Source organism: Burkholderia sp. AcTa6-5, from assembly GCF_017815075.1.
In the GTDB taxonomy this organism is placed as follows: Bacteria; Pseudomonadota; Gammaproteobacteria; order Burkholderiales; family Burkholderiaceae; genus Burkholderia; species Burkholderia sola.
On sequence record NZ_JAGIQE010000010.1, the window covers coordinates 209,796 to 229,066 of the forward strand.

Sequence of the window (19,271 nt, forward strand, 5' to 3'; positions counted from 1 at the left end):
TTGTGTCTCCCGTTACAACATGACGCAAATGTCACAACTACCGCATTGAACAGACGGGGACATGTCGCCAATACTCCCGTCACGACCCCGAAAACGGTAAGCACTACATACCAACCGAAGACCGTTGCGAAGCATCGAACTGACGAACACGCTCCATCCGCTCACGCTCGGCCTGTAGCCTGCGGATGATTCGTCTCGTCACGTTGTGGTCCGGCGTGTACACGATCCGGTGAATAGATCTCGTGCACACCTCGGCACGCTCGGCGATCTGAGTCCAGTTGCCGCGCTCGCTGAGGAGCCAGGCGGAGAGGTCTTTGAGTTCGTCCATGCTTCACAGTATGACTTATCGGTCACATTGTCAATGACCCAAGAGTCTCAGCAATTCCGTTAAGGTCAAAGAACACAGGGAGCTATTGGAATAGAAACTATGAGCACACAAGAGAAACCGACCTCGCACTTGCTGCGAGTGCTGTCCGACAATCTGAAGTCGCTAATCGGGCCGGATGGAAGATTCCACAGCGTCCGCGAACTTGGCGAGTTGCCGAAGCGGTCGCCGATCGGCGTCAAGCCGATCTATCGCGCGATGCGCGCCGAGCAGGAACCGACGCTGCTGCAGCTCGAGCGGCTGGCTGAGGCGACCGGCGTCGCGGCCGCCCTCTTGATTTGCGAGGGCATGGAGGCAAACGCCCTGGTCTCCAATTCCGGAATCAGAGGCGAGATCCGGGCGCTGATCAACAAATTGATAGCCCTAGACAAACTGCAACCCCTTACGGAACAAGAGCTTGGCTACGTCGACAACACGCTTGCCCTTATAGGTAGGGGAACCCCGCAACAACTGAAAGACCGGAAAGTGTCGTTAATGTGATCTCCATCGCGTTTTGTGCGCAGAATATTTGCAGCATGCTCGATTCGAGGGAACCATGAGCGCCAACAAAGAGAGATCTCATCTGTACGTAGTCGGGGGACGAAAGATCAAGGAGCTGTCACAGGAAGTCGCGCTCCCCAACACCTCCACCATCACGCTTTCCGTCGTCGACGGACGCCTGGTATCGAGCCAGGTGAATGCACGCCTTGAGGACTGCCTCGAACTCCTCAACGGCCTTTTGATCGCCCAGACGGCGGTCGTCCGCAAGATGCAGGGCGCTTAAGCAGCACCCTGAATACATCATACTTTTGACGGGTTTCATCCCGTATTCGTCAAAGCTCGCTTTTACTTTGACCGATAAGTCTTGCTAGTTGTGACTTTTAGGTCTAAGCTTGGTTCTAACAGGGCGACACATCTGCGCCCGGCGAACCGGAGAACGGCGATGACGAAGATCGAAAACGGCGCGATGGTCAACTACGAATACACGCTTGACCTCAGCGCGCCCCGCACCTTCCGCGGCGTCGGCCGCATCTGTGGCACGACGATCGTCGGCACCAGCGACGCATACGTCATCCAAGTTACCGAATCCAGCGACAACGAACTGGGCGAATACATCCATGTTCGCGCCATTCGCGTCTGGCGCGCGCGAGCACTCGTCGCTTAACGCTCGGAGGCCGGTCTCTATTCCGGCCTGATCAACGCACACGAAGGGGAACGACGATGGCACTCGATCACGGCTTGCTCAATCTGCCGCTCGCAAAGCGCGGCGACATCGACGCTCAGATTGACGCATACAAGCGCCAGCAAGCGGCAGCCGAAAAATCCGTGCGCAAAGCGCGGGCCGCGCAGCTGAAGCAGGACAAGGAAGCAGCGAAGCCCGTTCTCGCTCAGCTGCTCGCGGATGTTGCGTTGATCAACTGCAAGGCGGCCGAAATGAATGTCACGCCGAAGACGCTTCGCGATCAGCTGAAGAGCTGGGCGACGTGGCAACCGAAAAACCTGATCGCGCTCGGCGCGAAGTGGCTCGCCTGATCAACCGTTCCCGCTATGGCGGGCAATCACACCACACCGAGGAATGACCATGAACACGACGAAGCAGCATGCCCCGAAGTCTCTGATCACGTGGTCGCGTTCGAAGCCTGAATCGCGGACGCGTCGCATTGCCCGGCTCACGTTACGCGCGCTGCTTTACGTGTTCGCAATCCTCGGCGTTTGCTTTGCGTACCTGCTGTTCGTCGGGTATTCCCAGTATCAGAACGAAGTGGCGAAGGGTGAGATTCAATGCGCCACCTCGCAATGCCTGTGATGCCAGCCATGTACACGTCAAAGCACACCCCTCCGCCGTGGCGCGCCGAAGCATGGAATCGCCACACGCGAACCACGGTCGTTGTCGACGATTCGTCGATCGTCACCGGGAAGCGCGTTATCGCTGAATTTGAAACGGAAGAAGACGCCGCCATTGGCGCATGCGCTGCCGACATGACGCTGGTTCTCGACATGATCGGCGAGGCCGACGATGACGCGCGCGCCGCAGGCCGGCCGATGCTGAACAGCGCGCTACGTGCCGCCCTTGATGCCGTGCTGATCAAGGCCGGGATCAAAGATGCGCCCGAACCGATGCATGCGCGTTTGACCCGCTAACCGCAGGTACCGCGCCCCAGAAGGAGATCAACCATGCAAGCCGATCTGCTTTCCGCCCTGAAGCACGCACACGCCGAAGCGTATGCGCGCGATGACCACGAGCTTATGAACATTGCCGCCCGCGCGATCAGCTATGCGACCTCCGGCGAGCGCGATCTCGCACGCCGGCTCGCTGAAGAACACGGCTTGATCGACGCCGACCCGGCGCACTGAGCACCAAGGTGATAGCTATGAAAAACATCGTCGTCGTTATCGCCGTTCTCGTTGTAGCAGTCGTGATTGGAACGTTCGTATATACCAGCCTGCATGCCGTGGCGCAGGCAATTCATACCGCACTCTCGATTGAGGTGACGAAGTGAATTCTCGAAAAGCAATGCATAGGGGTGCCACAAGAAGTCTGGACGGCCGCATCCGAGTTCTCGTGATGGCAGGCCAATCGTACAAACTGATCACGCTTGGCGAGCTGGCTTCTCAGCCTGCGTCACACGTCGTTGCCGCGTTTGATCGCGGCCGAATCGTCCGAGCGCGGTAATCGGAATAATTAGCCATGGACACGCTCGTCATCCTCAATCTCGTCACCTGGTCCGCCGCAATCGGCGCCATTGCCGTGCTGCTTCGGCGGTCGCGTAGGGACAATGCTGATGCCGAGCGCTTCGAGAAGACAAACACCAAGCCTCACGCTTCCTGTGAACTGGCTGGAAGCACGCACACGTACCGTTAATCGGGAGATCGCAACATGACCGCTGGACCCATTATCCGCGTCGAAGCATCGGACTTCTCCGGCGCCTTCGATCTCGTCGAGAAAGCAATCGATCGGCGCTCGCTACTTCCTGCTGCAGCCTGCATCCGTCTGCGCGCCGGCGATGATCATCGGATCGAGTATTTCGGAACGAGCGCCGCCGGAAATATCGCAACGCGGACCCCGATGAAGGTCTTGCAGGAAGGCGAGTTCGATGTCTGCGTCCCGGCCGAAAAACTCGCGCCGCTCATGGGAAAGGCAGCCGGCCACATCAAGCTGTCCATCACTCCCAATGGCCGGTTGCTCGTCGAATCGGCACGGTCGCGCGCCCAACTGCCGATGTTGCATGGCGCTTCGATGCCGCAGCCGCAGTCACCTGGCGAGCCGCTCGCAGAGTTCGATACGCCCGGCCTCGGTGCTCTCGTCGAGAGCGTGGCATTCGTGGCTGACGACAAAGACATCCGCGAATTCTGTCAAGGCGTCTGGATCGAATCGGACGGTCAAAGCATCCATGTAGTCGCCACCAATGTGCTGATGATGGCGACGAACCAAATCGCGATAAAAGCGCCGGAATTCGGATTCATGCTGATGGAGAAGAGCGCAGCGCTCCTGACGTCGTTCAATCCGGAACGCATCATCGTCATGCAAGACGGTGTCATTGCCGTTCGCGGTGAATCGACGCTGCGGGCCAAAAAAGCTCTTCTCAAATACCCCACATGGCGCCGGATCGCGCCCGATCTCAAAAATTCGATCACGTTCCCGCTCGCGCAATTGCGGGACGCGATATCAGTTCACCGCTTCTACGACTCGAAGCTCGGCGCAGTCCGGTTCTTCAACGATGGCGATGGCTACCAGATCGAGATCAAGGATGGCGCGCACCATGTCGATTTCGAGCTCGAAGGCGTCGAAGAAAGCGGCGACATCAAGTTCGAATATGCGTTCAAGGGTGATCAACTCGCGAAGATGCTCACGCGCATCACGGGAGACAAGGTCACGTTCTTCTGGGATCCGGCGCGGCCGGTCGGATTTCTGATGCAGGAAGGCTCGTGGCGCGGCATCGTCTCGCGCATCAATCTGTGAGGCAGACACCATGACGACGTTCCACAAGCAAGCAGGAAAGGCAGCGCGCAAGGGCGATATCCGTGCCGCCGACGCAGCCGAACTCGGATACATGCGCGCATACGTCAAGCTGTATTCGGTCGAATCCGAACAGTACATCATTGCCCACTGCGCGCGACTCTGCCGCGGAGCGGGTGCGCACGGTGAGATGCTCGCTGAATGGGTTCTCCCCAATGGGGAAAGCGTCTATTCCGACATCGACGGAATGCTCATGCCCGAATACGAGGAACAGGTTCAGCGCTTCGCGCAGGCATCGCCGGCGGCCGCTATCGCTGCCTGACATTTTACTTGTTGCGCCGACCGCGCGGGACGTCCCCCGACTCGCGCGGCTTATGGAGGGTGGTCAACATGACGCCCCGCTTTTTCAGATTGAGAACGATATGGATTGCACCCCTTATCAGATAGGTTTGTTGCAGCGTACGCTCGGCCTGAGCCCGGATCGGCGCATACCGCACCGGAATTACTTTGTCGCTGGGATCGGCCATCATGATATGCGCCATCTCGAGACACTCGAATCCGGTGGATTTATGGCGCGCGGCCGTACGCCAAAGTTTCTTGACGCAGGTGACGTGGTGTTTATGGCGACCGACGCCGGCCGAGAACTTGCGATAGCCGCACTTCCAACCCCTCCCAAGCGCACCCGTTTTGATGATTGGCTTGACTTGGATGGAGCCGCGTCATTCGGGGAGTATCTGTGCGGCAGAAAGCTACCTCAGTTTGAGCGCCGCGAATTGCCGGCGCGAGATCATCGCGGGCGCCGGCGCGAGCAATGGCGCATGTATCGCAATGGCCCTGATGGCTGGTGGACGCATGATCGCGATATCGAGGGCGAATGGTGCGACACGATGAAAGCTGCGAAGGCCAGCTACAAGGAAGCGCTGCGGGCTTTTCATGCGCTGCGCAGCCATTCAAGGACCACATCATGACGTGTACACAAGAACGGTTCGAGCGCGACGTAGCCAACCATAAGATGACGATCATGAGAGACGATGGCATCGACCGGCATATCAAATTCCGCAAGGCGGATGGCGACAGCTGCTACTGGTTCGAAATCCTGACATGGCCCGGCGCACTTTGCATTCGCGGCGACTGCGGCACGTACGTGTTCTCCAGGTTGCCGGACATGTTCCAGTTCTTCCGCACGGATCGCGGGGATGATCCGACGAAGCTCTATATCAACGAAGGCTACTGGTGCGAAAAGCTCCAGGCAGTCTCCTGTGATGGCTACGGCAACGGCCAAGCGGAGAGATTCAGTGCAGATAGCTTTATCGCACGAGTGCGCGAGGAGTTCGACTCCTATTTCGCGAGGCGCTATATAAGCGCCGAACGCCTCACGGCGTTATGGGAAGAAATCGAATCGGAAGTACTCGCTGACGTGTTTGATGGCGACAACGGTACCGCATTTTCTAAACTTAACGAGTTCAGAAACGAAGAGTTTCCGAACCTTTTTGAAGACTGCTACGAATGGTATTCGGGCTGCAATGAGTACACGTTCGGGTTCATTTGGAACCTCTATGCGATCGCGTGGGCGATCCGCACGTACGATGCGGCCCGCGCCGCCACGGAGGCAGCATGACCACCCAACCGATGCTCCAGAAAATCCCCGTCGTGCGCGACGAGTGCGGACATTTCCTACATCCCGATCTTCGTCACTTCTGGGATGTGACGATGAAAGGTGCCGAGCATTGCTCCCCCATCGAGTGGGAAGAATTGTGCGAGCGGGCCGGGATCAAGACCCAAGTTGTTCGCCTCGAAAACCAGGAAAGCACCCATCCCGCATACGTCTCGTATTTCGAGAACGGCAGCGGTGACATTTCTGCATGGGACCCGTCGCCGCCGCCCGGTTGGTGGCTGATCGACATTGGCGATTCGGAAGACGGCCCGTATGCAGTCTGGGCAACGCACGCATGAGGACCACCACGATGACCACCGACAATAGCCGCGCTGATGCGCTGACGCGCGAATCGATCGAAGCGATCGGGCGCAAATATGCAGGAGCCTACTTCACCGGGCTACTGTTTCAGGACGCGGATTCGTTCGCGCGCTTCTCCGACGAGCTGATCCTTGCCGCATCCCCTGTCGAGCAGCACGAAGCAGCGCCGGCCAGTGGCATGGAGCTAGCGTTCAGCAGTGCGGCGATGAGCCGGCGCGACGAACTGGAATTGCCGGGCGCGACGGTCTACGTCGACCGGTTCGTTGACGCCTTGGGCCTTCTCTGCCGCAGCAAGCCGCCCAAGGAGTTGTGTGAGCAATGGCTGAATGGCGAAAGCGACGAACTTCAGTCGTGGACTATCGACAACCGCAGCATCTACTGGCAGACGGGCATCGGAGCGATCGAGGCCGCGCAGCACCTTGCAGACAACCCCGAGGAAGGCGAAGGCCACGAGGGGTTCACCGGCGACTACGCGCGTGCGGCGGAAGCGCGCGAAGACCACGAATGCGTCTACGAGAACGGTGATGGCGTGTGCCGGGAGTGTGCCGCGCTCGCAAAGGCCGCGCAGCCCGAACAGCCAGCGGCAGACGAGCGGGCGGCGTTCGACGCCTCCGCTATCTGGCATAAGGCACGAAACGCATGGATGGCTACGTCGCGGCATGGCACGCAAGAAGATGCGGACGCTGCTGCGATCGCCGTCCTGAACGCCGCCAGCGCCTCGTCGCCCAATGGGACGGGGGCGGAAGAACGTGCGGATGCGCTCTACGACAGCGCGTACTGCGCGGGCGTGCAAGAAGGATTCCGGCTCGGCGATGCTGGCGACAACGAAGGACTGCGCAAGGTGCTTGAGTCGCGGGCCGGCTATGTCGCGGTGCTGCGCGCTTCCCGCGCCCCTCGCACTGATGTGGCGGGAGGGGTGGACGAGCTGCCGCACTGGTTCGACATGTTCCTGACGAACGTGTGCGAACTCCCCGACCGGAACAGCCCGGAAGGCGAACCCGATGCAATCGTCGCCACGCTCGACGAGCTGCGCAACTGCGCCGTCAACGCGATCGAGCAATGCGTCTCGTACGCGCAACCTCCCTCCGCAGATGCAGCGGCAGCGCCGGCAGACGCGCAGGCGGTGGAAGCGGTGGCGATCAGCGGACACGATCTGAGCACAAGCGCTGGTGGGCGTGGCTACATCGCCGAGTTCTTCGCGACGCGCCTGCGTCGGCACGACTTCGACCGCTACATCAACGAACGGTTGGCCGCTGATTTCGCATGCGCGCTGGCTCAATACCTTCGCGATCAGGACGCCGCCCCGGCATCCGCTCCTGTCGGGCTGACGGACGCAGCGCGCGACGTGCTCGACGAACGGCGCCGGCAGGTTACTGCAGAAGGATGGACGCCGGGGCATGACGATCAATACACCAAGCGCGAATTGGCATATGCCGCTGGCTTATATGCCATGAGCGAGATGAAACGGGGCGATCCGCCGCTGATGTGGCCGTGGGATAAGAACTGGTGGAAGCCATCGACCGAGCGCCGCAACCTTGTGAAGGCCGGCGCGCTGATCCTCGCCGAAATCGAACGGCTCGACCGCGCCCTTCTCAAAGGTGACAAGCAATGAGCGAATACCACCGCTATCGCTCGATCGCGGACGATCTGAAGGCAGCCGGCAACCACGTTGCCGCCGAAGCCATCGACGAGCTGCTGCCCGGCGCTATGGCCACGCACGATGCGCAACAGGAGGCCGCGCGCCATGCGAAGCGCATCGCCGAACTGGAGGCCGCATTGGAAATGGTGCGCGGCATCCGGTATCAGGAGATGCGGCTCCATCTCCCCGAAGGCGGCCACGTCAGCCTCCGCTGGCCCGAATCGATGTCGCTGGAAAGCGCCGAGATGCTGCGCGAGGTGTTCGATCTGCAGATGAAGGCACACGCCAAGTACATGGCGAATCGGCCGGTAAAGCCGGAAACCGCTGGAGGTGACAAGCATGAGTAAGACGCTGACCGCCGCTCAGATCGCAGCGGCATGGCGAGAATCCGGCGCAGTGTCGGCCACGCCTCCTGATTGGGCGCTGCGCTTCGCCCGTTTCATCGAGCGTGAAGCCCTCGCTACCCAGCAGCCGGAGCCGCGAGACGAGGTGACGGTGCCCGATCGTGAGCGGCGTCACTGGAATCCGGTCTACAACACCGATCCGGTGCAGCGTGCGTGCGCCGAACTGCCAGACGGCTACGAGATCGAGATCTTGCTCGAACGTGATGCCGGTACCGTAGACGTATGCGGCCCGGATGGCAGCAGGCTCGATGCGGATTTCGACGAGGACACCTTCGACTGGAAGATTCATGCCGCGATTGATGCTGCCATCGACGCCGCCCGCACAGGAGCCTCTCATGAGTGATCCGATTCTTTCGCGCGAGGAAGTCCAAGAAATCGAGCGCAAATGCGACATCACGTTCTTTGTGCCTGACGACAGCGAAACGTTTCCTGGCACGTATATCAACCTGCGCCAGCTTCGAGACTACGCAGCACGCATCGAAGCCGCCGTTCTGGAGAAGGTTTGCGGGGAGCCGGTCGGATGGAGGCATGTCATGCACATGGAAGGCGGCCAGACACAGACTCGATTAACCGAGGATGCCGAAGACCATTTCGGTGTGCCCGGCGAAGACTATTCCGAAGAATACGTGGTCACGTCAGAGCCGCTTTTCGCCCTCACCCGGAGCAAGCCATGAAGATCACGATCGACGATAACGTGACAGTGCTGCCGGTCAAGCCGCGCCCGAACCTCGGTGATGAGCGCGTGTTCACGACCGTTCCGACGCATACCTGCTGGCACAAGCGTTACATCATCGACGACGAGCTCGCCGAAGTGACATGCGCAGACTGCAAGGAAAAGCTCAACCCGATGTGGGTGCTCAAGCAGCTCAGTCAGGCCGAGCACCGCTATCACGAGCTGCACGCGCGCTACCACGACGAGCTGAAACGGTTGGGCGAACGCTCGCGCACGAAGTGCCAGCACTGCGGCGAAATGACGAGGATCAGTAAATCATGAAGATCATCGATGACATGCTGACGGAGATGGAGCCAATCGTATCGCAGTGGCTCCGCGAGCGCGGCACCTGCATGGATGTAGCGAGCTATGCGGCCGCGCTAGAACTGGCAGCATTTGTTGCCGCCCGCAGCACCACTCCCGATAGAGAGGCGATCATCGAGGAGTGCGCGAAGGTGTGCGAAGTCGAGCGCTTGATTGATCCGACTGATAGCGCTGATGATGGCGCATACGACGCAGCGCGTAGCGATTGCGCGAAGGCTATCCGCGCCCTCAAGACCGTCCCCGCTAGCGATCAGAGAGGTGCATGATGGGCTGGTCAATCGGATATGACGACAACTGGAAGCGCGACATCGGCTACGGCGTGCCGGCTATCTGCGATCACCCTGACTGCAACGCCAGAATTGATCGCGGCTTGGCCTATGTGTGCGCGCACCAGGAACCGTATGGCGGCGAAGACGGCTGCGGGCTGTACTTCTGCCATGACCACCTCGCCGGCGGAAAGTGCGAGCGCTGCGCGACGAAGACCGAAGATGGTCCGTATGTCACATCGTTCGAGGCGAAGCCTGATCACCCAGACTGGATCCAATGGAAGCTCACCGATCCGAGTTGGTCGTCGTGGCGCGACGAAAATCCCGACGAGGTGGAAAAGTTGCGCGCCGCTATCGACAGAATATCGACCGGAGAAACACGATGAGCACGAGAACACTGATCGAGATCAACCACGACTTCCTTCTTCGATTGCTTGACGATCCTGTTGCCCTCGCCATCACACTCCGTTCGGTTTGCTGCGATCACCAGGCGGAGTTGAACGACGACAACGGCCGCGGCCGGCCGCTCGAGATCGGTGGCGGCATTCGCATCATCTATCGCCGACACCACAGCGAAGAAGCGCGCTTCACCACTAAATACGTGGACATCCAGATATGACCGATCTTTTCTACCTTCAGGACAGCCGTTCGTTTGTCGGCAATGACGTGATGTGGTGGGCCGATCCGGACGGCTATACGACCGATCTGCGCAAAGCGCGACTTTTCACCAGGGACGATGCGCAGCAGCAGCACAACATTCGCAAGACGGACATCCCATGGCCGAAGGAGTACATCGACGGCAAGACTAGGCCGGCGGTCGACTTCCAATATCTCAGCCGCGTCGCGATTTCTGCCGCTGGAATCACGCTTGCAAAGCGGACGAAGGAGCGCGCCTACCAAGTGAACTGCGTCGGTTGCGGCAGATTCCTGCGAGACGCTGATCGTTATTCCATCGACTGCCCGCACTGTGGCGCGGATAACCGACCATGAAAGAACGACCGAACTTTATCCCACGCGACATTTTCCGCCAGTATTTGAAGCCGGCGCATCTCAATCGGTATGCGGTCATAGACGGCATCCTACCAAGCAGCTTTATTAACCGGGAGGCCAAGCTTGGTCGACCGATCAAATCGATGGGCGAGTTTCCCAGCTACCGCATGATTGATGTCGTAGCGCGCGCATACGCGCTCTGCCTATCTGTTGGTCCGGTAGAGGAGGTTCTCATTGCGCGCTCTATCGATACCCCGAGAGCCGAAGAGGCGTCATTACGCGTGTCCGTTGAGGAAAGCAAACATGCGCTTGCCATAAATAGTGCATCGCTTGCGCTCACCGGTTCGACGCTTCTTACTGAAGCTGAGATCGTGGCCGGATCAGTTACATATCAACCAAGATGTGGCGTCTACTTCCTGATTAAGGGTGAACGAGTTTGCTATGTAGGTCAGTCGATCAATATCGAAGCGCGCGTTCGTACACACTACGATAGATTTAAGTTTGAAGCCATCGCATATATCCAGTGCGAACAAAGCAGCCTCGACAAGATGGAGTCGCTTTACATACATACCCTTAGGCCTGAGTGCAATGGTCGTCTAAATACAAACCATGGAGATACCCCGTCTGCACCTCTCTCACTGAGTCAGTTACTTGGTAAGTGAAAAGCGAATATCCGGATCGAAGAGGAAATCAAAAATGTGCAACAAGCCAATCGTGATTTACCACAGCAACTGCGCGGACGGATTCAGTGGCGCATGGTGTTTCTGGCGCAAGTATGGCGATAAGGCCGACTACTTCGCTGCGTCGTACCAGAAGGAACCGCCTGACGTGACCGGCAGAGTCGTCTACCTGGTCGATTTCAGTTATAAGCGCGACGTCGTCAAGGCGATGATCGAAAGTGCGCTCACGGTGACGCTCGTTGACCACCACAAAACGGCAATCGAAGACCTCGACGGTCTGCCAGGTCTATTCATGTACACGGACCTCGAGCGCAGCGGCGCGACGCTCGCGTGGGACTTCCTGTTTCCCGGCGAGAGTCGTCCCCTCCTGCTCGGTCATGTCGAGGACCGCGATCTGTGGCGCTTCCGACTGCCCGGCACGCGCGAGATTCAGGCCGCAATGTTCTCTCACGAATACTCATTCGAGACGTGGGACAAGTTGATGGCGGCCGACCGCGCCGAACTCACGCAAATGACCGTCGCCGGCGCGGCGATCGAGCGGAAGCACCACAAGGACATCGCGGAACTCGTGAAGGCGAGTCAGCGGCGCATGGTGATTGGCGGGTTCGATGTTCCTGTTGCGAACCTCCCCTACACAATGTCAAGCGATGCCGGCGCACTCATGGCCATCAACGAGCCGTTCGCGGCATGCTATTGGGATGGCCCCGCGGTGCGCACATTCAGCCTGCGCGCCGCCGAGAACGGCATGGATGTGTCCGAGATCGCAAAGCAATACGGCGGCGGTGGGCACGCCAAGGCATCCGGGTTCCGTGTGCCGCGCGATCATCCCCTGGCGGTAGCCTGACATACCATATCCACAGCCAGCTTATCTTGACGAGGTAGACCGCCCAATGGCCACAAAAGATATTTCCGATTTACAGGTATGCGAGGCAGTGCGCGATTCGTGGGAAAACAACCGCCAGCCTCGGCCAGATGAGATCTTGGAACAGCGCACAGGTCAACACCCGAAGGTTGTGGAGCGCGCGCTTGAGCGGGCAGTGAACCGTCAGCTGCTTGACTACGGAGTTAGCTTACGGGGAGTGTGGCTTACCGAAAAAGGAAAGGCACTTCTGGATGCCAATGGTGACGCATTGCAGCGCCGGAGCTAACGATGAGCGAATACCAAGAAATCGACGAGGCTGACGCGCTTCGTATCGCTAAGCATGCGGTGCGCCTTTATGCCGAGGCGCACCCGAGACCGACGCAGGTCAACCAACTGCAGGCCGCCGAGATGTTGGGGTTGAGCCGCGTCACGATCGGAAAGATGGTGCGGCAAGGGAAACTCAGGCTGAACGGGTGCGGCATGATCCCGATCAGCCAGATCGATGACACGCTGGCAGCCAGCTAGAGACGCGCGGCAATGTCTTCCGAGGTTTCACGATAGTAGTGGTCCATCAAGATCTGGAGGTTCTTGATCCCGGAGATTCGCGATAGCGTCAGCACGTCTACCTTCTTCGATAGACGTGTCAATGCCTCGCCGCGGCTATCGTGAAATTTCAGGTTCGTGATGCCGAGTTCCGTCTTTGCCTTTCGAAAAAGCGCATCCATTGATGCCGCCGACACCGTAAAGCACTGTTCTCGATTTGCTACCGGCTTCAACAACCGGATCGCCGCGCGCGGCAACGGAATCTCGCGCGGCTTCTTCGTCAGGTACTGCATCTTGTGTTCGAGCCGCGCGACGCCAGTCTTCATATTGAGCGTCTTCTTGCCGAGCCCACGCAGTTCCTTGGCACGCATTGCGCTGCGCATGGCAACCAACCACGCAAGCGCCACTTCCTGCTGTAGCGTCTCAGGCACGGCCCCAGTGCGATAGCCGAGCCATCTAACAATCGGCCTGATCTCTTTCCACGGATGCGGTCGGCGATCGCGCGGCGGGTTATCGCCTGGCTTTCCGAGATCCGTCAGGGGGCTGACCTCGACCCACTTCCATTCTCGACGCGCGATCGTGAACATGTTGCTGTAGAGGCTGAGCTCGCGCAGCACTGAACCACTGGTAATACCGCGGACGCGCTTGCCTGTTCCAGATGTGAATCCCGTCAGCCGCTTGTCGCGCCACTGGGCCCACATCGGTGTATCCGCTTGCGCAAGCGGTAACTCGGCATACTGGGGAAAATCCTTGAGGAAGGCGGCAATGCGGTTCTGCTCCCATCTCGTGCCGCCCTTCTTCGGCGATACCTCCTCCGAATACTTCATCAGCGCCTCGCCGAGCGTGCGACGCTCCGCAACCGGCGTATCGCGCTCGCGCTTCAACTCAATCTCACGCGTAGCGCCCCACGCATTCGCCTCACGGCGCGTCCGTAGCACCTTCGAATCTCGGAGCGGTTTCGAGCCGTTCACGCCAGGGACATATACCTGGACGCGGAAGCCGTCTTTGTGGGGGGTGATGGAGGCCACTGTGGGGAGTCCCGTGCGTAGGAAATGGGGAATCCATTGTACAAAAGTAGCGCTGATGTGCAAATACGCGCCTGTACAAACGTACAGGCGCGGCGCGCCAAGCTATTGTTTTATCTAACTTTGACTTATCGGTCAAAGCCGTGCATATGTCTGTTGGTGCGTGAGGCCGGACTCGAACCGGCACACCCTTGCGGGCGTCAGGACCTAAACCTGGTGCGTCTACCAATTTCGCCACTCACGCGTATTTCCGTCGCCTGATCGCGCGGGACGCAAGATGCATGCTCCGCGCGCCCGGGACTTCACGCCGGCCCGAAAACCGGCACGCCCGATCAGGCGAGCGCGAGATTCTACCCGATCCGTTCGACGTTGTCTCGCCCCGCCGGCAGCCGTCGTGCCGCGGTGCTAGAATGCCGCGCTCGACGTTTCGGCAGCGCGCCGCCGCGCGTCCCCCGAACCCGCCCCACCCGATCCAGCCCGTGAACTTCGACGACTACTGTCAGCAAAAGGCCGCCCCCGCCGGCTCCAGCGTCTACTACGCGCTGCGCCAGGCGCCGCTCGCCACGCAGCCGCGCCTGACCGCGCTGTTCGCGCTGCGCCGCGAACTCGAGGAAACCGTCAAGGAAACCAGCGATCCGACCGTCGGACACACGAAGCTCGCGTGGTGGCACAAGGAACTCGCGGCACTCGCCGACGGGCAGCCGTCGCACCCGGTCACGAAGGCGCTCGCGCAGCATCACCCGGCAATCGCCGCGGAAGCCGATGCATTGCGCACGCTCGTCAACGGTTACGGGATGGACCTCGAACAGGCGCGCTACCTCGATTTCGCGAACCTGCAGCGCTATATCGCGCAGGTCGGCGGCACGTTCGCGTCGCTGGTTGCGCGCGCCAGCTCGGCGAACCCGGCCGACCCACAGCCGTGGGCCGAGGACGTCGGCCGCGCGCTGATGCTCGCGCAATTCGTGCAGGAGCTCGGCAACGACGCGCGCCACGGCCGCATCTATTTGCCGATCGACGAACTGCAGCGCTACAACGTGACCGCGGCCGATCTGTTGAATCGCCGCTATAGCCCGGCCTTCACCGAATTGCTGCAATTCCAGACGACCCGCGCGCGCGACGCGCTCGCGGCCGCCGATGCGGCGATTCCCGCCGCCGAACGTCGCGCGCAGCGCACGCTGCGTGCACAGATCGCGCTGGCCGGCGCGCTGCTCGACGAAATCGCGCGCGACGGCTACCAGGTGCTGCACCAGCGCATCGCGCTCACGCCGATCCGCAAGCTGTGGATCGCGTGGCGCGCCGCACGCCGCCGCTGAGCGGCGCGCCTCACACCTTCAGCAGCGGCAGCGTATCGAAACGCTGCTGCAGCACGCGCGTCGCATCGAGCCCCCACCACGGCCCAAGCACGGTCGCGTAAAGCTGGCGGAAATCGACCGCGACCGGCAGGTTGCCGTTGCCGTCGAGCCGCCCGAGCGCCGGCGGCGCACCGTACAACCCGCCCGCCACGCGGCCGCCCATTACGAAATGCGGCGCGGCCGTGCCGTGATCGGTGCCGTTGCTCTGGTTCTCGCGCACGCGCCGCCCGAATTCCGCATACGTCATCACGAGCGTCTCGTTCCAGCGCCCGAGTTCGATCAACGCCGCGCGCATCGCGCTCATCCCGTCCGCGAACTGCTTGAGCAGCGCGGCGTGCTGCCCCGGCTGGTTCTGGTGCGTGTCGAAGCCGTTGAGCGTCAGGCGCAGCACCGCGACACCGTCCTGTGCGCCGGGGCCGGACGCTTCGCACGCGGCCAGCACCTGCATCGCGGTCTTGACCGACGTGCCGAACGCGCCGACCGGAAAGGCCGTCCTGAATTCGCGCATCCCGCCGCGCGGGCGCAGCCGGTCGGCCGCCTTCACGATGTCGTTCTCGACGTCGATGATGTGCGCGAGCGCCGGGTTCTGCTCGCGCAGCGACGACGGTTCGGCGAGCCGGGCCGCACGGATGAACTGCGCGGGATTGACGAGCGCGATCGCGCGCGCGCCGTTCGACAGCGGCCCCATCTCGGCGCTGCCGAGCACGACGCCGTCCGCCGCGAAACCGGGCGGCACGGGCGCCTGCGCGAACGTGCGCGTGAGCCAGCCTTCGTGCAGGTACTGATCCGAGCGCGACGCGGTGTCCCAGATCTCGATCGAACGGAAATGCGACAGGTTCGGCTGCGGATAGCCGACCCCCTGCACGACCGCGACCTGCCCGTCGCGCCACAGCGGCATCAGCGGCGCGAGCGACGGGTGCAGCCCCGTCTGCGCGTCGAGCTGCAGCACCTGGTCGCGCTTGATGCCGATGCTGCGCCGGAGCGGGTAATACAACGGATCGGCATACGGCACCACCGTGTTGAGGCCGTCGTTGCCGCCCTTCAACTCGACGAGGATCAGCACGTTCGCATACCCGGTCGCGGACTTGCGCCCGGCCGGCGTCGCGGCAGCCGCCATCGCGGGTGCCTGCCACATCGATACGCCAGCGGCGGCCGCGGCGCCTGTGAGCGTCAGAAAATCACGTCGGTTCATCGCACGTCCTTTGGTTCGCCGCCGCGGCGGCTGCCCGCTTCGTCGTCGTTTGCATCATTTCAGTTGATAGGCCGGATCCATCAGCAGCGCCTCGAGATACGCGCTGCCGGTCGAATCCGTGTCGATCGCCGCGACCGGCGAAAGCTGCAACACCGCGTGCTGCAACTGCAGTTCGGTCGACAATCCCGCGACCGCCTGCGGCCGCGCGCGATACTGGGCGAGCCAGCGTTCGAGGTCGAAACGCAGGCCGCCGCGCGCCGGCTTCGCCGGCAGGCCGCGCAGGCCGACAGCGGACGCCGTGTCGATCACCGGCATCGCGTGCGCACGCGCGTTCGGCGGCGGCGTCATCGCGCCACGGGCCGGCGGCCGCATGCCGGCCGTCTCGGTCGCGCGGAACAGCTGCTCGACGAACTGCTTGCGCGACAGCAGCGTGGTGCTGTTGATCCACAGCGCGCCGCCCGGCCAGCCCTTCACGTTCGGCGGATAGAACAGGTTCTGCCCGAGCGTGCGCACGGTGTCCGCGAGCATCTGCGGATCGCCGTACGCGACGTCGAACAGCCGCACCGACCCGACCACGAATTCCGCCGGCGACTTGACCAGCACGCCGCGGTTGCGCGGATCCCAGAACGCGTCGGTCGACCACAGCGCGGCGAGCGCCGCGCGAATGTCGTAGCCGCTCGCGCGAAACCGTTCGGCGATCGCATCGAGCGCACCCGGCTCCGGCGTATCGGACACGAACTCGCGCCACAGCTTGCCGGCGATGAAACGCGCGGTGCCCGGCCGCTTCAGCAGGACGTCGAGAAAGCCATCGCCGTCGAACGGCCCGGTTTCGCCGAGGATCGTCTTGTCGCCGGCATCGTGCCAGTCGGGCCGCACCGCGAAGCGCAGCGTATCGGGATCGACGGTCCAGCCCGTCATCGCGCGCGCGGCTTCGGTCACGTCGTATTGTGTGTAGTGCCCTTCGCCGAGCGTGAACAGCTCCATCACCTCGCGCGCGAAATTCTCGTTCGGCCGCCCCTTGCGATTGCTCGCGCCGTCGAGATACTGCAGCATCGCCGGGTCCTTCGCGACCGCGTGCAGCAGCGTGCCGAAGTTGCCGAGCGCCTCGCGGCGAAACAGCGCGTTCTGCGCGGCCATCGTTTGCGGATAAGGGACCTTGTCCTGTCCGGACGTGAAATGCCCATGCCAGAACAGCGTCATGCGCTCGGTCAGCGGCGACGGCGTCGCGACCATCTCGTTGACCCAGGCCGCGCGCAACGCATCATAGCGGCGATTGCGCTCGCGCTGCTCGTCGCGCCGCATGTCGGGCGTCAGCGCCTGGCGCTGCGCGCGCGTCGGCGGCGGCTCGGCGAGCCAGTCGGGCCACGTCGTGACGGGTTCGCGTCGCGCGCTGCCGAGGGTGTCGGCGACGACCTGCGCGCGCGTCATGCCGACGATGCGCGCGACCTCGGCGGGCGCGGGAGAGAAACCGGTGCGGCTGAGGAAAAACAGTGCGTCGTCGGCATCGAGCGGCGACTGCATGGCAGGCGACGGCGCCGGTGCGGCAGCGTTCGCTTTCATCGTCATGGCTCCGGGAACGCACCGGCGGTGCGGATGCCCGTACAACGGCATTCGGCAGCAGAAAGTTGACGGAAAAAGTGCTACGAATTCTTTCCGCGCGGACACTTCCGCGCAAGAAGAATGACGGCACGCGTCAGCGCTTGTACAGCTCGCGAACGGCGTCTTCGATGTGCTGGCGCAACAGGTGCCGCTCTTCGGGCGTCATGTGCCCGTCGCGGCGGCGCTGTTCGAGATCGGGAGGCACGGCGGAACGGACCGTCATATCGGCGGCGCGATCGGGTTGCGGCGCTTTGCCGCGCGGCAGCTTGCGCGACGATGCGCCCTGCTCGGGGCGCTGCGCATACGCGAAGTTCGACGCATACGGACCGGCAAGCGCGATCGTCAGCATCAGTGCAATCCGGGCAGATCGCATGACCGTCCTCGCTTCTTTGGTCGATTTGTTCCCTTCGTCACGCGGCAACCGGTTACCTCTGGTACTTGAAAAACCCTGCGGAATTCGGGTGTGCAAAGATGAAAGATGGAGTGCAGGGGAGTATCTACCGAATTTCGGCTTCGAGTAAAGGAATCTCTATAGCCTGCCTTTACTCGGCGCGACACTACGGGTAAATTTTGTAACCGACTGTAACGCACGAAAATCCCCGGCCGTGCGTCAATTCCCATTCGCGATAAGATGCCGATCATGGAAACGAAAAACCCCTCCAAGATTCTCGTCGTCGACGACGACCCTCGCCTGCGCGATCTGCTGCGCCGCTACCTCGGCGAACAGGGTTTCAACGTCTACGTCGCGGAAAACGCGACCGCGATGAACAAGCTCTGGGTACGCGAGCGCTTCGACCTGCTCGTGCTCGACCTGATGCTGCCGGGCGAAGACGGCCTGTCGATCTGCCGCCGGCTGCGCGGCAGCAACGACCGCACGCCGATCATCATGCTCACCGCGAAGGGCGAAGACGTCGATCGCATCGTCGGCCTCGAGATGGGCGCCGACGATTACCTGCCGAAGCCGTTCAACCCGCGCGAACTGGTCGCGCGCATTCACGCGGTGCTGCGCCGCCAGGCGCCGGCCGAACTGCCGGGCGCGCCGTCGGAAACCACCGAGGTGTTCGAGTTCGGCGAATTCTCGCTGAACCTCGCCACGCGCACGCTGACGAAGTCCGGCCAGGAAATTCCGCTGACCACCGGCGAATTCTCCGTGCTGAAGGTATTCGCGCGCCATCCGCGCCAGCCGCTGTCGCGTGAAAAGCTGATGGAACTCGCGCGCGGCCGCGAATACGAAGTGTTCGACCGCAGCCTCGACGTGCAGATCTCGCGCCTGCGCAAGCTGATCGAGCCGGATCCGGGCAGCCCGCGCTTCATCCAGACCGTCTGGGGCCTCGGCTACGTGTTCATCCCGGACGGCGCCGCCTGAGCTTCTTCCTTCCCGGTTTC

The 19,271-nt window shown here is 61.6% G+C and carries 33 protein-coding genes and 1 tRNA gene; 28 read left to right on the top strand and 6 right to left on the bottom strand.

What is annotated here, in order from left to right; all coding sequences use genetic code 11:
• Positions 1-103: 103 nt before the first annotated feature.
• Positions 104-328: a hypothetical protein gene (locus tag J8I33_RS16120; protein WP_209937990.1), complete on the bottom strand. Its 225-nt coding sequence runs from the start codon at positions 326-328 to the stop codon at positions 104-106.
• Positions 329-427: 99 nt separating this feature from the next.
• Between J8I33_RS16120 and J8I33_RS16125 the strand changes: the two genes are divergently transcribed.
• From J8I33_RS16125 to J8I33_RS16245, 26 genes are all read left to right on the top strand, one after another.
• On the top strand, positions 428-865 hold the full coding sequence (locus J8I33_RS16125; RefSeq protein ID WP_209937992.1) for a hypothetical protein: 438 nt from the start codon (positions 428-430) through the stop codon (positions 863-865).
• Positions 866-920: 55 nt separating this feature from the next.
• Positions 921-1,148 carry a hypothetical protein gene (locus J8I33_RS16130; RefSeq protein WP_209937994.1) on the top strand — a complete coding sequence of 76 codons (228 nt, stop codon included), beginning with the start codon at positions 921-923 and terminating at the stop codon, positions 1,146-1,148.
• A 159-nt stretch (positions 1,149-1,307) separates the two neighbouring features.
• Entirely contained in the window at positions 1,308-1,529 is a 222-nt protein-coding gene (locus J8I33_RS16135; protein WP_209937996.1) for a hypothetical protein, read from the top strand.
• Positions 1,530-1,585: 56 nt separating this feature from the next.
• Complete coding sequence (locus J8I33_RS16140) at positions 1,586-1,897, top strand: hypothetical protein (protein WP_209937998.1); 312 nt, start codon at positions 1,586-1,588, stop codon at positions 1,895-1,897.
• A 49-nt stretch (positions 1,898-1,946) separates the two neighbouring features.
• The gene (locus J8I33_RS16145) at positions 1,947-2,171 is read left to right on the top strand and encodes a hypothetical protein (RefSeq protein WP_209938000.1); all 225 of its coding nucleotides are present in this window, start codon (positions 1,947-1,949) and stop codon (positions 2,169-2,171) included.
• Entirely contained in the window at positions 2,147-2,506 is a 360-nt protein-coding gene (locus J8I33_RS16150) for a hypothetical protein (protein ID WP_209938005.1), read from the top strand. Before J8I33_RS16145 ends, J8I33_RS16150 begins: the two co-directional genes overlap by 25 nt.
• Before the next feature lie 33 nt (positions 2,507-2,539).
• The gene (locus J8I33_RS16155) at positions 2,540-2,719 is read left to right on the top strand and encodes a hypothetical protein (protein ID WP_209938011.1); all 180 of its coding nucleotides are present in this window, start codon (positions 2,540-2,542) and stop codon (positions 2,717-2,719) included.
• Positions 2,720-2,736: 17 nt separating this feature from the next.
• A complete protein-coding gene (locus J8I33_RS34745; protein WP_280920972.1) occupies positions 2,737-2,865 on the top strand; it encodes a hypothetical protein in 129 nt (42 codons plus the stop codon).
• Positions 2,866-3,053: 188 nt separating this feature from the next.
• A complete protein-coding gene (locus J8I33_RS16160) occupies positions 3,054-3,227 on the top strand; it encodes a hypothetical protein (RefSeq protein ID WP_209938018.1) in 174 nt (57 codons plus the stop codon).
• A gap of 15 nt (positions 3,228-3,242) precedes the next feature.
• Positions 3,243-4,325 (top strand): hypothetical protein, encoded by a 1,083-nt coding sequence (locus J8I33_RS16165; RefSeq protein ID WP_209938025.1) that lies wholly within the window; start codon positions 3,243-3,245, stop codon positions 4,323-4,325.
• Positions 4,326-4,335: 10 nt separating this feature from the next.
• Positions 4,336-4,644, top strand: coding sequence for a hypothetical protein (locus J8I33_RS16170; protein WP_209938032.1), 309 nt, complete (start codon positions 4,336-4,338; stop codon positions 4,642-4,644).
• Positions 4,645-4,696: 52 nt separating this feature from the next.
• Complete coding sequence (locus tag J8I33_RS16175) at positions 4,697-5,290, top strand: hypothetical protein (protein ID WP_209938039.1); 594 nt, start codon at positions 4,697-4,699, stop codon at positions 5,288-5,290.
• Positions 5,287-5,940: a hypothetical protein gene (locus J8I33_RS16180; protein WP_209938042.1), complete on the top strand. Its 654-nt coding sequence runs from the start codon at positions 5,287-5,289 to the stop codon at positions 5,938-5,940. Before J8I33_RS16175 ends, J8I33_RS16180 begins: the two co-directional genes overlap by 4 nt.
• Entirely contained in the window at positions 5,937-6,275 is a 339-nt protein-coding gene (locus J8I33_RS16185; protein WP_209938044.1) for a hypothetical protein, read from the top strand. The genes J8I33_RS16180 and J8I33_RS16185 overlap by 4 nt, the downstream gene beginning before the upstream one ends.
• A gap of 11 nt (positions 6,276-6,286) precedes the next feature.
• Positions 6,287-7,909 carry a hypothetical protein gene (locus tag J8I33_RS16190; protein WP_209938108.1) on the top strand — a complete coding sequence of 541 codons (1,623 nt, stop codon included), beginning with the start codon at positions 6,287-6,289 and terminating at the stop codon, positions 7,907-7,909.
• Complete coding sequence (locus tag J8I33_RS16195; RefSeq protein ID WP_209938047.1) at positions 7,906-8,283, top strand: hypothetical protein; 378 nt, start codon at positions 7,906-7,908, stop codon at positions 8,281-8,283. Before J8I33_RS16190 ends, J8I33_RS16195 begins: the two co-directional genes overlap by 4 nt.
• Positions 8,276-8,683 (top strand): hypothetical protein, encoded by a 408-nt coding sequence (locus J8I33_RS16200; RefSeq protein ID WP_209938052.1) that lies wholly within the window; start codon positions 8,276-8,278, stop codon positions 8,681-8,683. The genes J8I33_RS16195 and J8I33_RS16200 overlap by 8 nt, the downstream gene beginning before the upstream one ends.
• On the top strand, positions 8,676-9,014 hold the full coding sequence (locus J8I33_RS16205) for a hypothetical protein (RefSeq protein WP_209938054.1): 339 nt from the start codon (positions 8,676-8,678) through the stop codon (positions 9,012-9,014). The genes J8I33_RS16200 and J8I33_RS16205 overlap by 8 nt, the downstream gene beginning before the upstream one ends.
• Positions 9,011-9,334, top strand: a complete 324-nt coding sequence (locus tag J8I33_RS16210; protein WP_209938056.1) for a hypothetical protein — start codon at positions 9,011-9,013, stop codon at positions 9,332-9,334. The genes J8I33_RS16205 and J8I33_RS16210 overlap by 4 nt, the downstream gene beginning before the upstream one ends.
• Positions 9,331-9,642, top strand: coding sequence for a hypothetical protein (locus J8I33_RS16215; RefSeq protein WP_209938058.1), 312 nt, complete (start codon positions 9,331-9,333; stop codon positions 9,640-9,642). Before J8I33_RS16210 ends, J8I33_RS16215 begins: the two co-directional genes overlap by 4 nt.
• Positions 9,639-10,028 (top strand): hypothetical protein, encoded by a 390-nt coding sequence (locus J8I33_RS16220; RefSeq protein ID WP_245172076.1) that lies wholly within the window; start codon positions 9,639-9,641, stop codon positions 10,026-10,028. Before J8I33_RS16215 ends, J8I33_RS16220 begins: the two co-directional genes overlap by 4 nt.
• On the top strand, positions 10,025-10,261 hold the full coding sequence (locus J8I33_RS16225; RefSeq protein ID WP_209938060.1) for a hypothetical protein: 237 nt from the start codon (positions 10,025-10,027) through the stop codon (positions 10,259-10,261). The genes J8I33_RS16220 and J8I33_RS16225 overlap by 4 nt, the downstream gene beginning before the upstream one ends.
• On the top strand, positions 10,258-10,632 hold the full coding sequence (locus J8I33_RS16230) for a hypothetical protein (protein ID WP_209938066.1): 375 nt from the start codon (positions 10,258-10,260) through the stop codon (positions 10,630-10,632). The genes J8I33_RS16225 and J8I33_RS16230 overlap by 4 nt, the downstream gene beginning before the upstream one ends.
• Positions 10,629-11,294 carry a GIY-YIG nuclease family protein gene (locus J8I33_RS16235; protein ID WP_209938071.1) on the top strand — a complete coding sequence of 222 codons (666 nt, stop codon included), beginning with the start codon at positions 10,629-10,631 and terminating at the stop codon, positions 11,292-11,294. Before J8I33_RS16230 ends, J8I33_RS16235 begins: the two co-directional genes overlap by 4 nt.
• Before the next feature lie 34 nt (positions 11,295-11,328).
• A complete protein-coding gene (locus J8I33_RS16240) occupies positions 11,329-12,156 on the top strand; it encodes a hypothetical protein (RefSeq protein WP_209938110.1) in 828 nt (275 codons plus the stop codon).
• A 306-nt stretch (positions 12,157-12,462) separates the two neighbouring features.
• A complete protein-coding gene (locus J8I33_RS16245; RefSeq protein WP_209938073.1) occupies positions 12,463-12,699 on the top strand; it encodes a helix-turn-helix domain-containing protein in 237 nt (78 codons plus the stop codon).
• Here J8I33_RS16245 and J8I33_RS34855 read toward each other — a convergent pair.
• Positions 12,696-13,745 (bottom strand): tyrosine-type recombinase/integrase, encoded by a 1,050-nt coding sequence (locus J8I33_RS34855; RefSeq protein ID WP_209938075.1) that lies wholly within the window; start codon positions 13,743-13,745, stop codon positions 12,696-12,698. The genes J8I33_RS16245 and J8I33_RS34855 overlap by 4 nt on opposite strands.
• 154 nt (positions 13,746-13,899) lie before the next feature.
• Positions 13,900-13,986: transfer RNA gene (locus J8I33_RS16255), tRNA-Leu, on the bottom strand.
• Positions 13,987-14,221: 235 nt separating this feature from the next.
• On the opposite strand from J8I33_RS16255, the gene hpnD reads away from it, so the two are divergent.
• Positions 14,222-15,055, top strand: a complete 834-nt coding sequence (gene hpnD / locus J8I33_RS16260; protein WP_209938077.1) for a presqualene diphosphate synthase HpnD — start codon at positions 14,222-14,224, stop codon at positions 15,053-15,055.
• Positions 15,056-15,065: 10 nt separating this feature from the next.
• On the opposite strand, the gene J8I33_RS16265 is transcribed toward hpnD, so the two are convergent.
• The 3 genes from J8I33_RS16265 to J8I33_RS16275 form a co-directional block, all read right to left on the bottom strand.
• Positions 15,066-16,286 (bottom strand): DUF1501 domain-containing protein, encoded by a 1,221-nt coding sequence (locus J8I33_RS16265; protein ID WP_209938083.1) that lies wholly within the window; start codon positions 16,284-16,286, stop codon positions 15,066-15,068.
• Positions 16,287-16,340: 54 nt separating this feature from the next.
• Positions 16,341-17,846 (bottom strand): DUF1800 domain-containing protein, encoded by a 1,506-nt coding sequence (locus tag J8I33_RS16270; RefSeq protein ID WP_209938085.1) that lies wholly within the window; start codon positions 17,844-17,846, stop codon positions 16,341-16,343.
• A 133-nt stretch (positions 17,847-17,979) separates the two neighbouring features.
• Complete coding sequence (locus tag J8I33_RS16275; protein ID WP_006478566.1) at positions 17,980-18,258, bottom strand: hypothetical protein; 279 nt, start codon at positions 18,256-18,258, stop codon at positions 17,980-17,982.
• 267 nt (positions 18,259-18,525) lie between these two features.
• On the opposite strand from J8I33_RS16275, the gene ompR reads away from it, so the two are divergent.
• Positions 18,526-19,251 carry a two-component system response regulator OmpR gene (ompR, locus tag J8I33_RS16280; protein ID WP_004199523.1) on the top strand — a complete coding sequence of 242 codons (726 nt, stop codon included), beginning with the start codon at positions 18,526-18,528 and terminating at the stop codon, positions 19,249-19,251.
• The last annotated feature ends 20 nt before the right edge of the window (positions 19,252-19,271 follow it).

Bases quoted from the DNA above. Each gene is read 5' to 3' on its own strand.
- J8I33_RS16120 (WP_209937990.1), bottom strand. From the start codon at position 328: ATGGACGAACTCAAAGACCTCTCCGCCTGGCTCCTCAGCGAGCGCGGC.
- J8I33_RS16125 (WP_209937992.1), top strand. From the start codon at position 428: ATGAGCACACAAGAGAAACCGACCTCGCACTTGCTGCGAGTGCTGTCC.
- J8I33_RS16130 (WP_209937994.1), top strand. From the start codon at position 921: ATGAGCGCCAACAAAGAGAGATCTCATCTGTACGTAGTCGGGGGACGA.
- J8I33_RS16135 (WP_209937996.1), top strand. From the start codon at position 1,308: ATGACGAAGATCGAAAACGGCGCGATGGTCAACTACGAATACACGCTT.
- J8I33_RS16140 (WP_209937998.1), top strand. From the start codon at position 1,586: ATGGCACTCGATCACGGCTTGCTCAATCTGCCGCTCGCAAAGCGCGGC.
- J8I33_RS16145 (WP_209938000.1), top strand. From the start codon at position 1,947: ATGAACACGACGAAGCAGCATGCCCCGAAGTCTCTGATCACGTGGTCG.
- J8I33_RS16150 (WP_209938005.1), top strand. From the start codon at position 2,147: ATGCGCCACCTCGCAATGCCTGTGATGCCAGCCATGTACACGTCAAAG.
- J8I33_RS16155 (WP_209938011.1), top strand. From the start codon at position 2,540: ATGCAAGCCGATCTGCTTTCCGCCCTGAAGCACGCACACGCCGAAGCG.
- J8I33_RS34745 (WP_280920972.1), top strand. From the start codon at position 2,737: ATGAAAAACATCGTCGTCGTTATCGCCGTTCTCGTTGTAGCAGTCGTG.
- J8I33_RS16160 (WP_209938018.1), top strand. From the start codon at position 3,054: ATGGACACGCTCGTCATCCTCAATCTCGTCACCTGGTCCGCCGCAATC.
- J8I33_RS16165 (WP_209938025.1), top strand. From the start codon at position 3,243: ATGACCGCTGGACCCATTATCCGCGTCGAAGCATCGGACTTCTCCGGC.
- J8I33_RS16170 (WP_209938032.1), top strand. From the start codon at position 4,336: ATGACGACGTTCCACAAGCAAGCAGGAAAGGCAGCGCGCAAGGGCGAT.
- J8I33_RS16175 (WP_209938039.1), top strand. From the start codon at position 4,697: ATGGAGGGTGGTCAACATGACGCCCCGCTTTTTCAGATTGAGAACGAT.
- J8I33_RS16180 (WP_209938042.1), top strand. From the start codon at position 5,287: ATGACGTGTACACAAGAACGGTTCGAGCGCGACGTAGCCAACCATAAG.
- J8I33_RS16185 (WP_209938044.1), top strand. From the start codon at position 5,937: ATGACCACCCAACCGATGCTCCAGAAAATCCCCGTCGTGCGCGACGAG.
- J8I33_RS16190 (WP_209938108.1), top strand. From the start codon at position 6,287: ATGACCACCGACAATAGCCGCGCTGATGCGCTGACGCGCGAATCGATC.
- J8I33_RS16195 (WP_209938047.1), top strand. From the start codon at position 7,906: ATGAGCGAATACCACCGCTATCGCTCGATCGCGGACGATCTGAAGGCA.
- J8I33_RS16200 (WP_209938052.1), top strand. From the start codon at position 8,276: ATGAGTAAGACGCTGACCGCCGCTCAGATCGCAGCGGCATGGCGAGAA.
- J8I33_RS16205 (WP_209938054.1), top strand. From the start codon at position 8,676: ATGAGTGATCCGATTCTTTCGCGCGAGGAAGTCCAAGAAATCGAGCGC.
- J8I33_RS16210 (WP_209938056.1), top strand. From the start codon at position 9,011: ATGAAGATCACGATCGACGATAACGTGACAGTGCTGCCGGTCAAGCCG.
- J8I33_RS16215 (WP_209938058.1), top strand. From the start codon at position 9,331: ATGAAGATCATCGATGACATGCTGACGGAGATGGAGCCAATCGTATCG.
- J8I33_RS16220 (WP_245172076.1), top strand. From the start codon at position 9,639: ATGATGGGCTGGTCAATCGGATATGACGACAACTGGAAGCGCGACATC.
- J8I33_RS16225 (WP_209938060.1), top strand. From the start codon at position 10,025: ATGAGCACGAGAACACTGATCGAGATCAACCACGACTTCCTTCTTCGA.
- J8I33_RS16230 (WP_209938066.1), top strand. From the start codon at position 10,258: ATGACCGATCTTTTCTACCTTCAGGACAGCCGTTCGTTTGTCGGCAAT.
- J8I33_RS16235 (WP_209938071.1), top strand. From the start codon at position 10,629: ATGAAAGAACGACCGAACTTTATCCCACGCGACATTTTCCGCCAGTAT.
- J8I33_RS16240 (WP_209938110.1), top strand. From the start codon at position 11,329: ATGTGCAACAAGCCAATCGTGATTTACCACAGCAACTGCGCGGACGGA.
- J8I33_RS16245 (WP_209938073.1), top strand. From the start codon at position 12,463: ATGAGCGAATACCAAGAAATCGACGAGGCTGACGCGCTTCGTATCGCT.
- J8I33_RS16265 (WP_209938083.1), bottom strand. From the start codon at position 16,286: ATGAACCGACGTGATTTTCTGACGCTCACAGGCGCCGCGGCCGCCGCT.
- J8I33_RS16270 (WP_209938085.1), bottom strand. From the start codon at position 17,846: ATGAAAGCGAACGCTGCCGCACCGGCGCCGTCGCCTGCCATGCAGTCG.
- J8I33_RS16275 (WP_006478566.1), bottom strand. From the start codon at position 18,258: ATGCGATCTGCCCGGATTGCACTGATGCTGACGATCGCGCTTGCCGGT.
- ompR (WP_004199523.1), top strand. From the start codon at position 18,526: ATGGAAACGAAAAACCCCTCCAAGATTCTCGTCGTCGACGACGACCCT.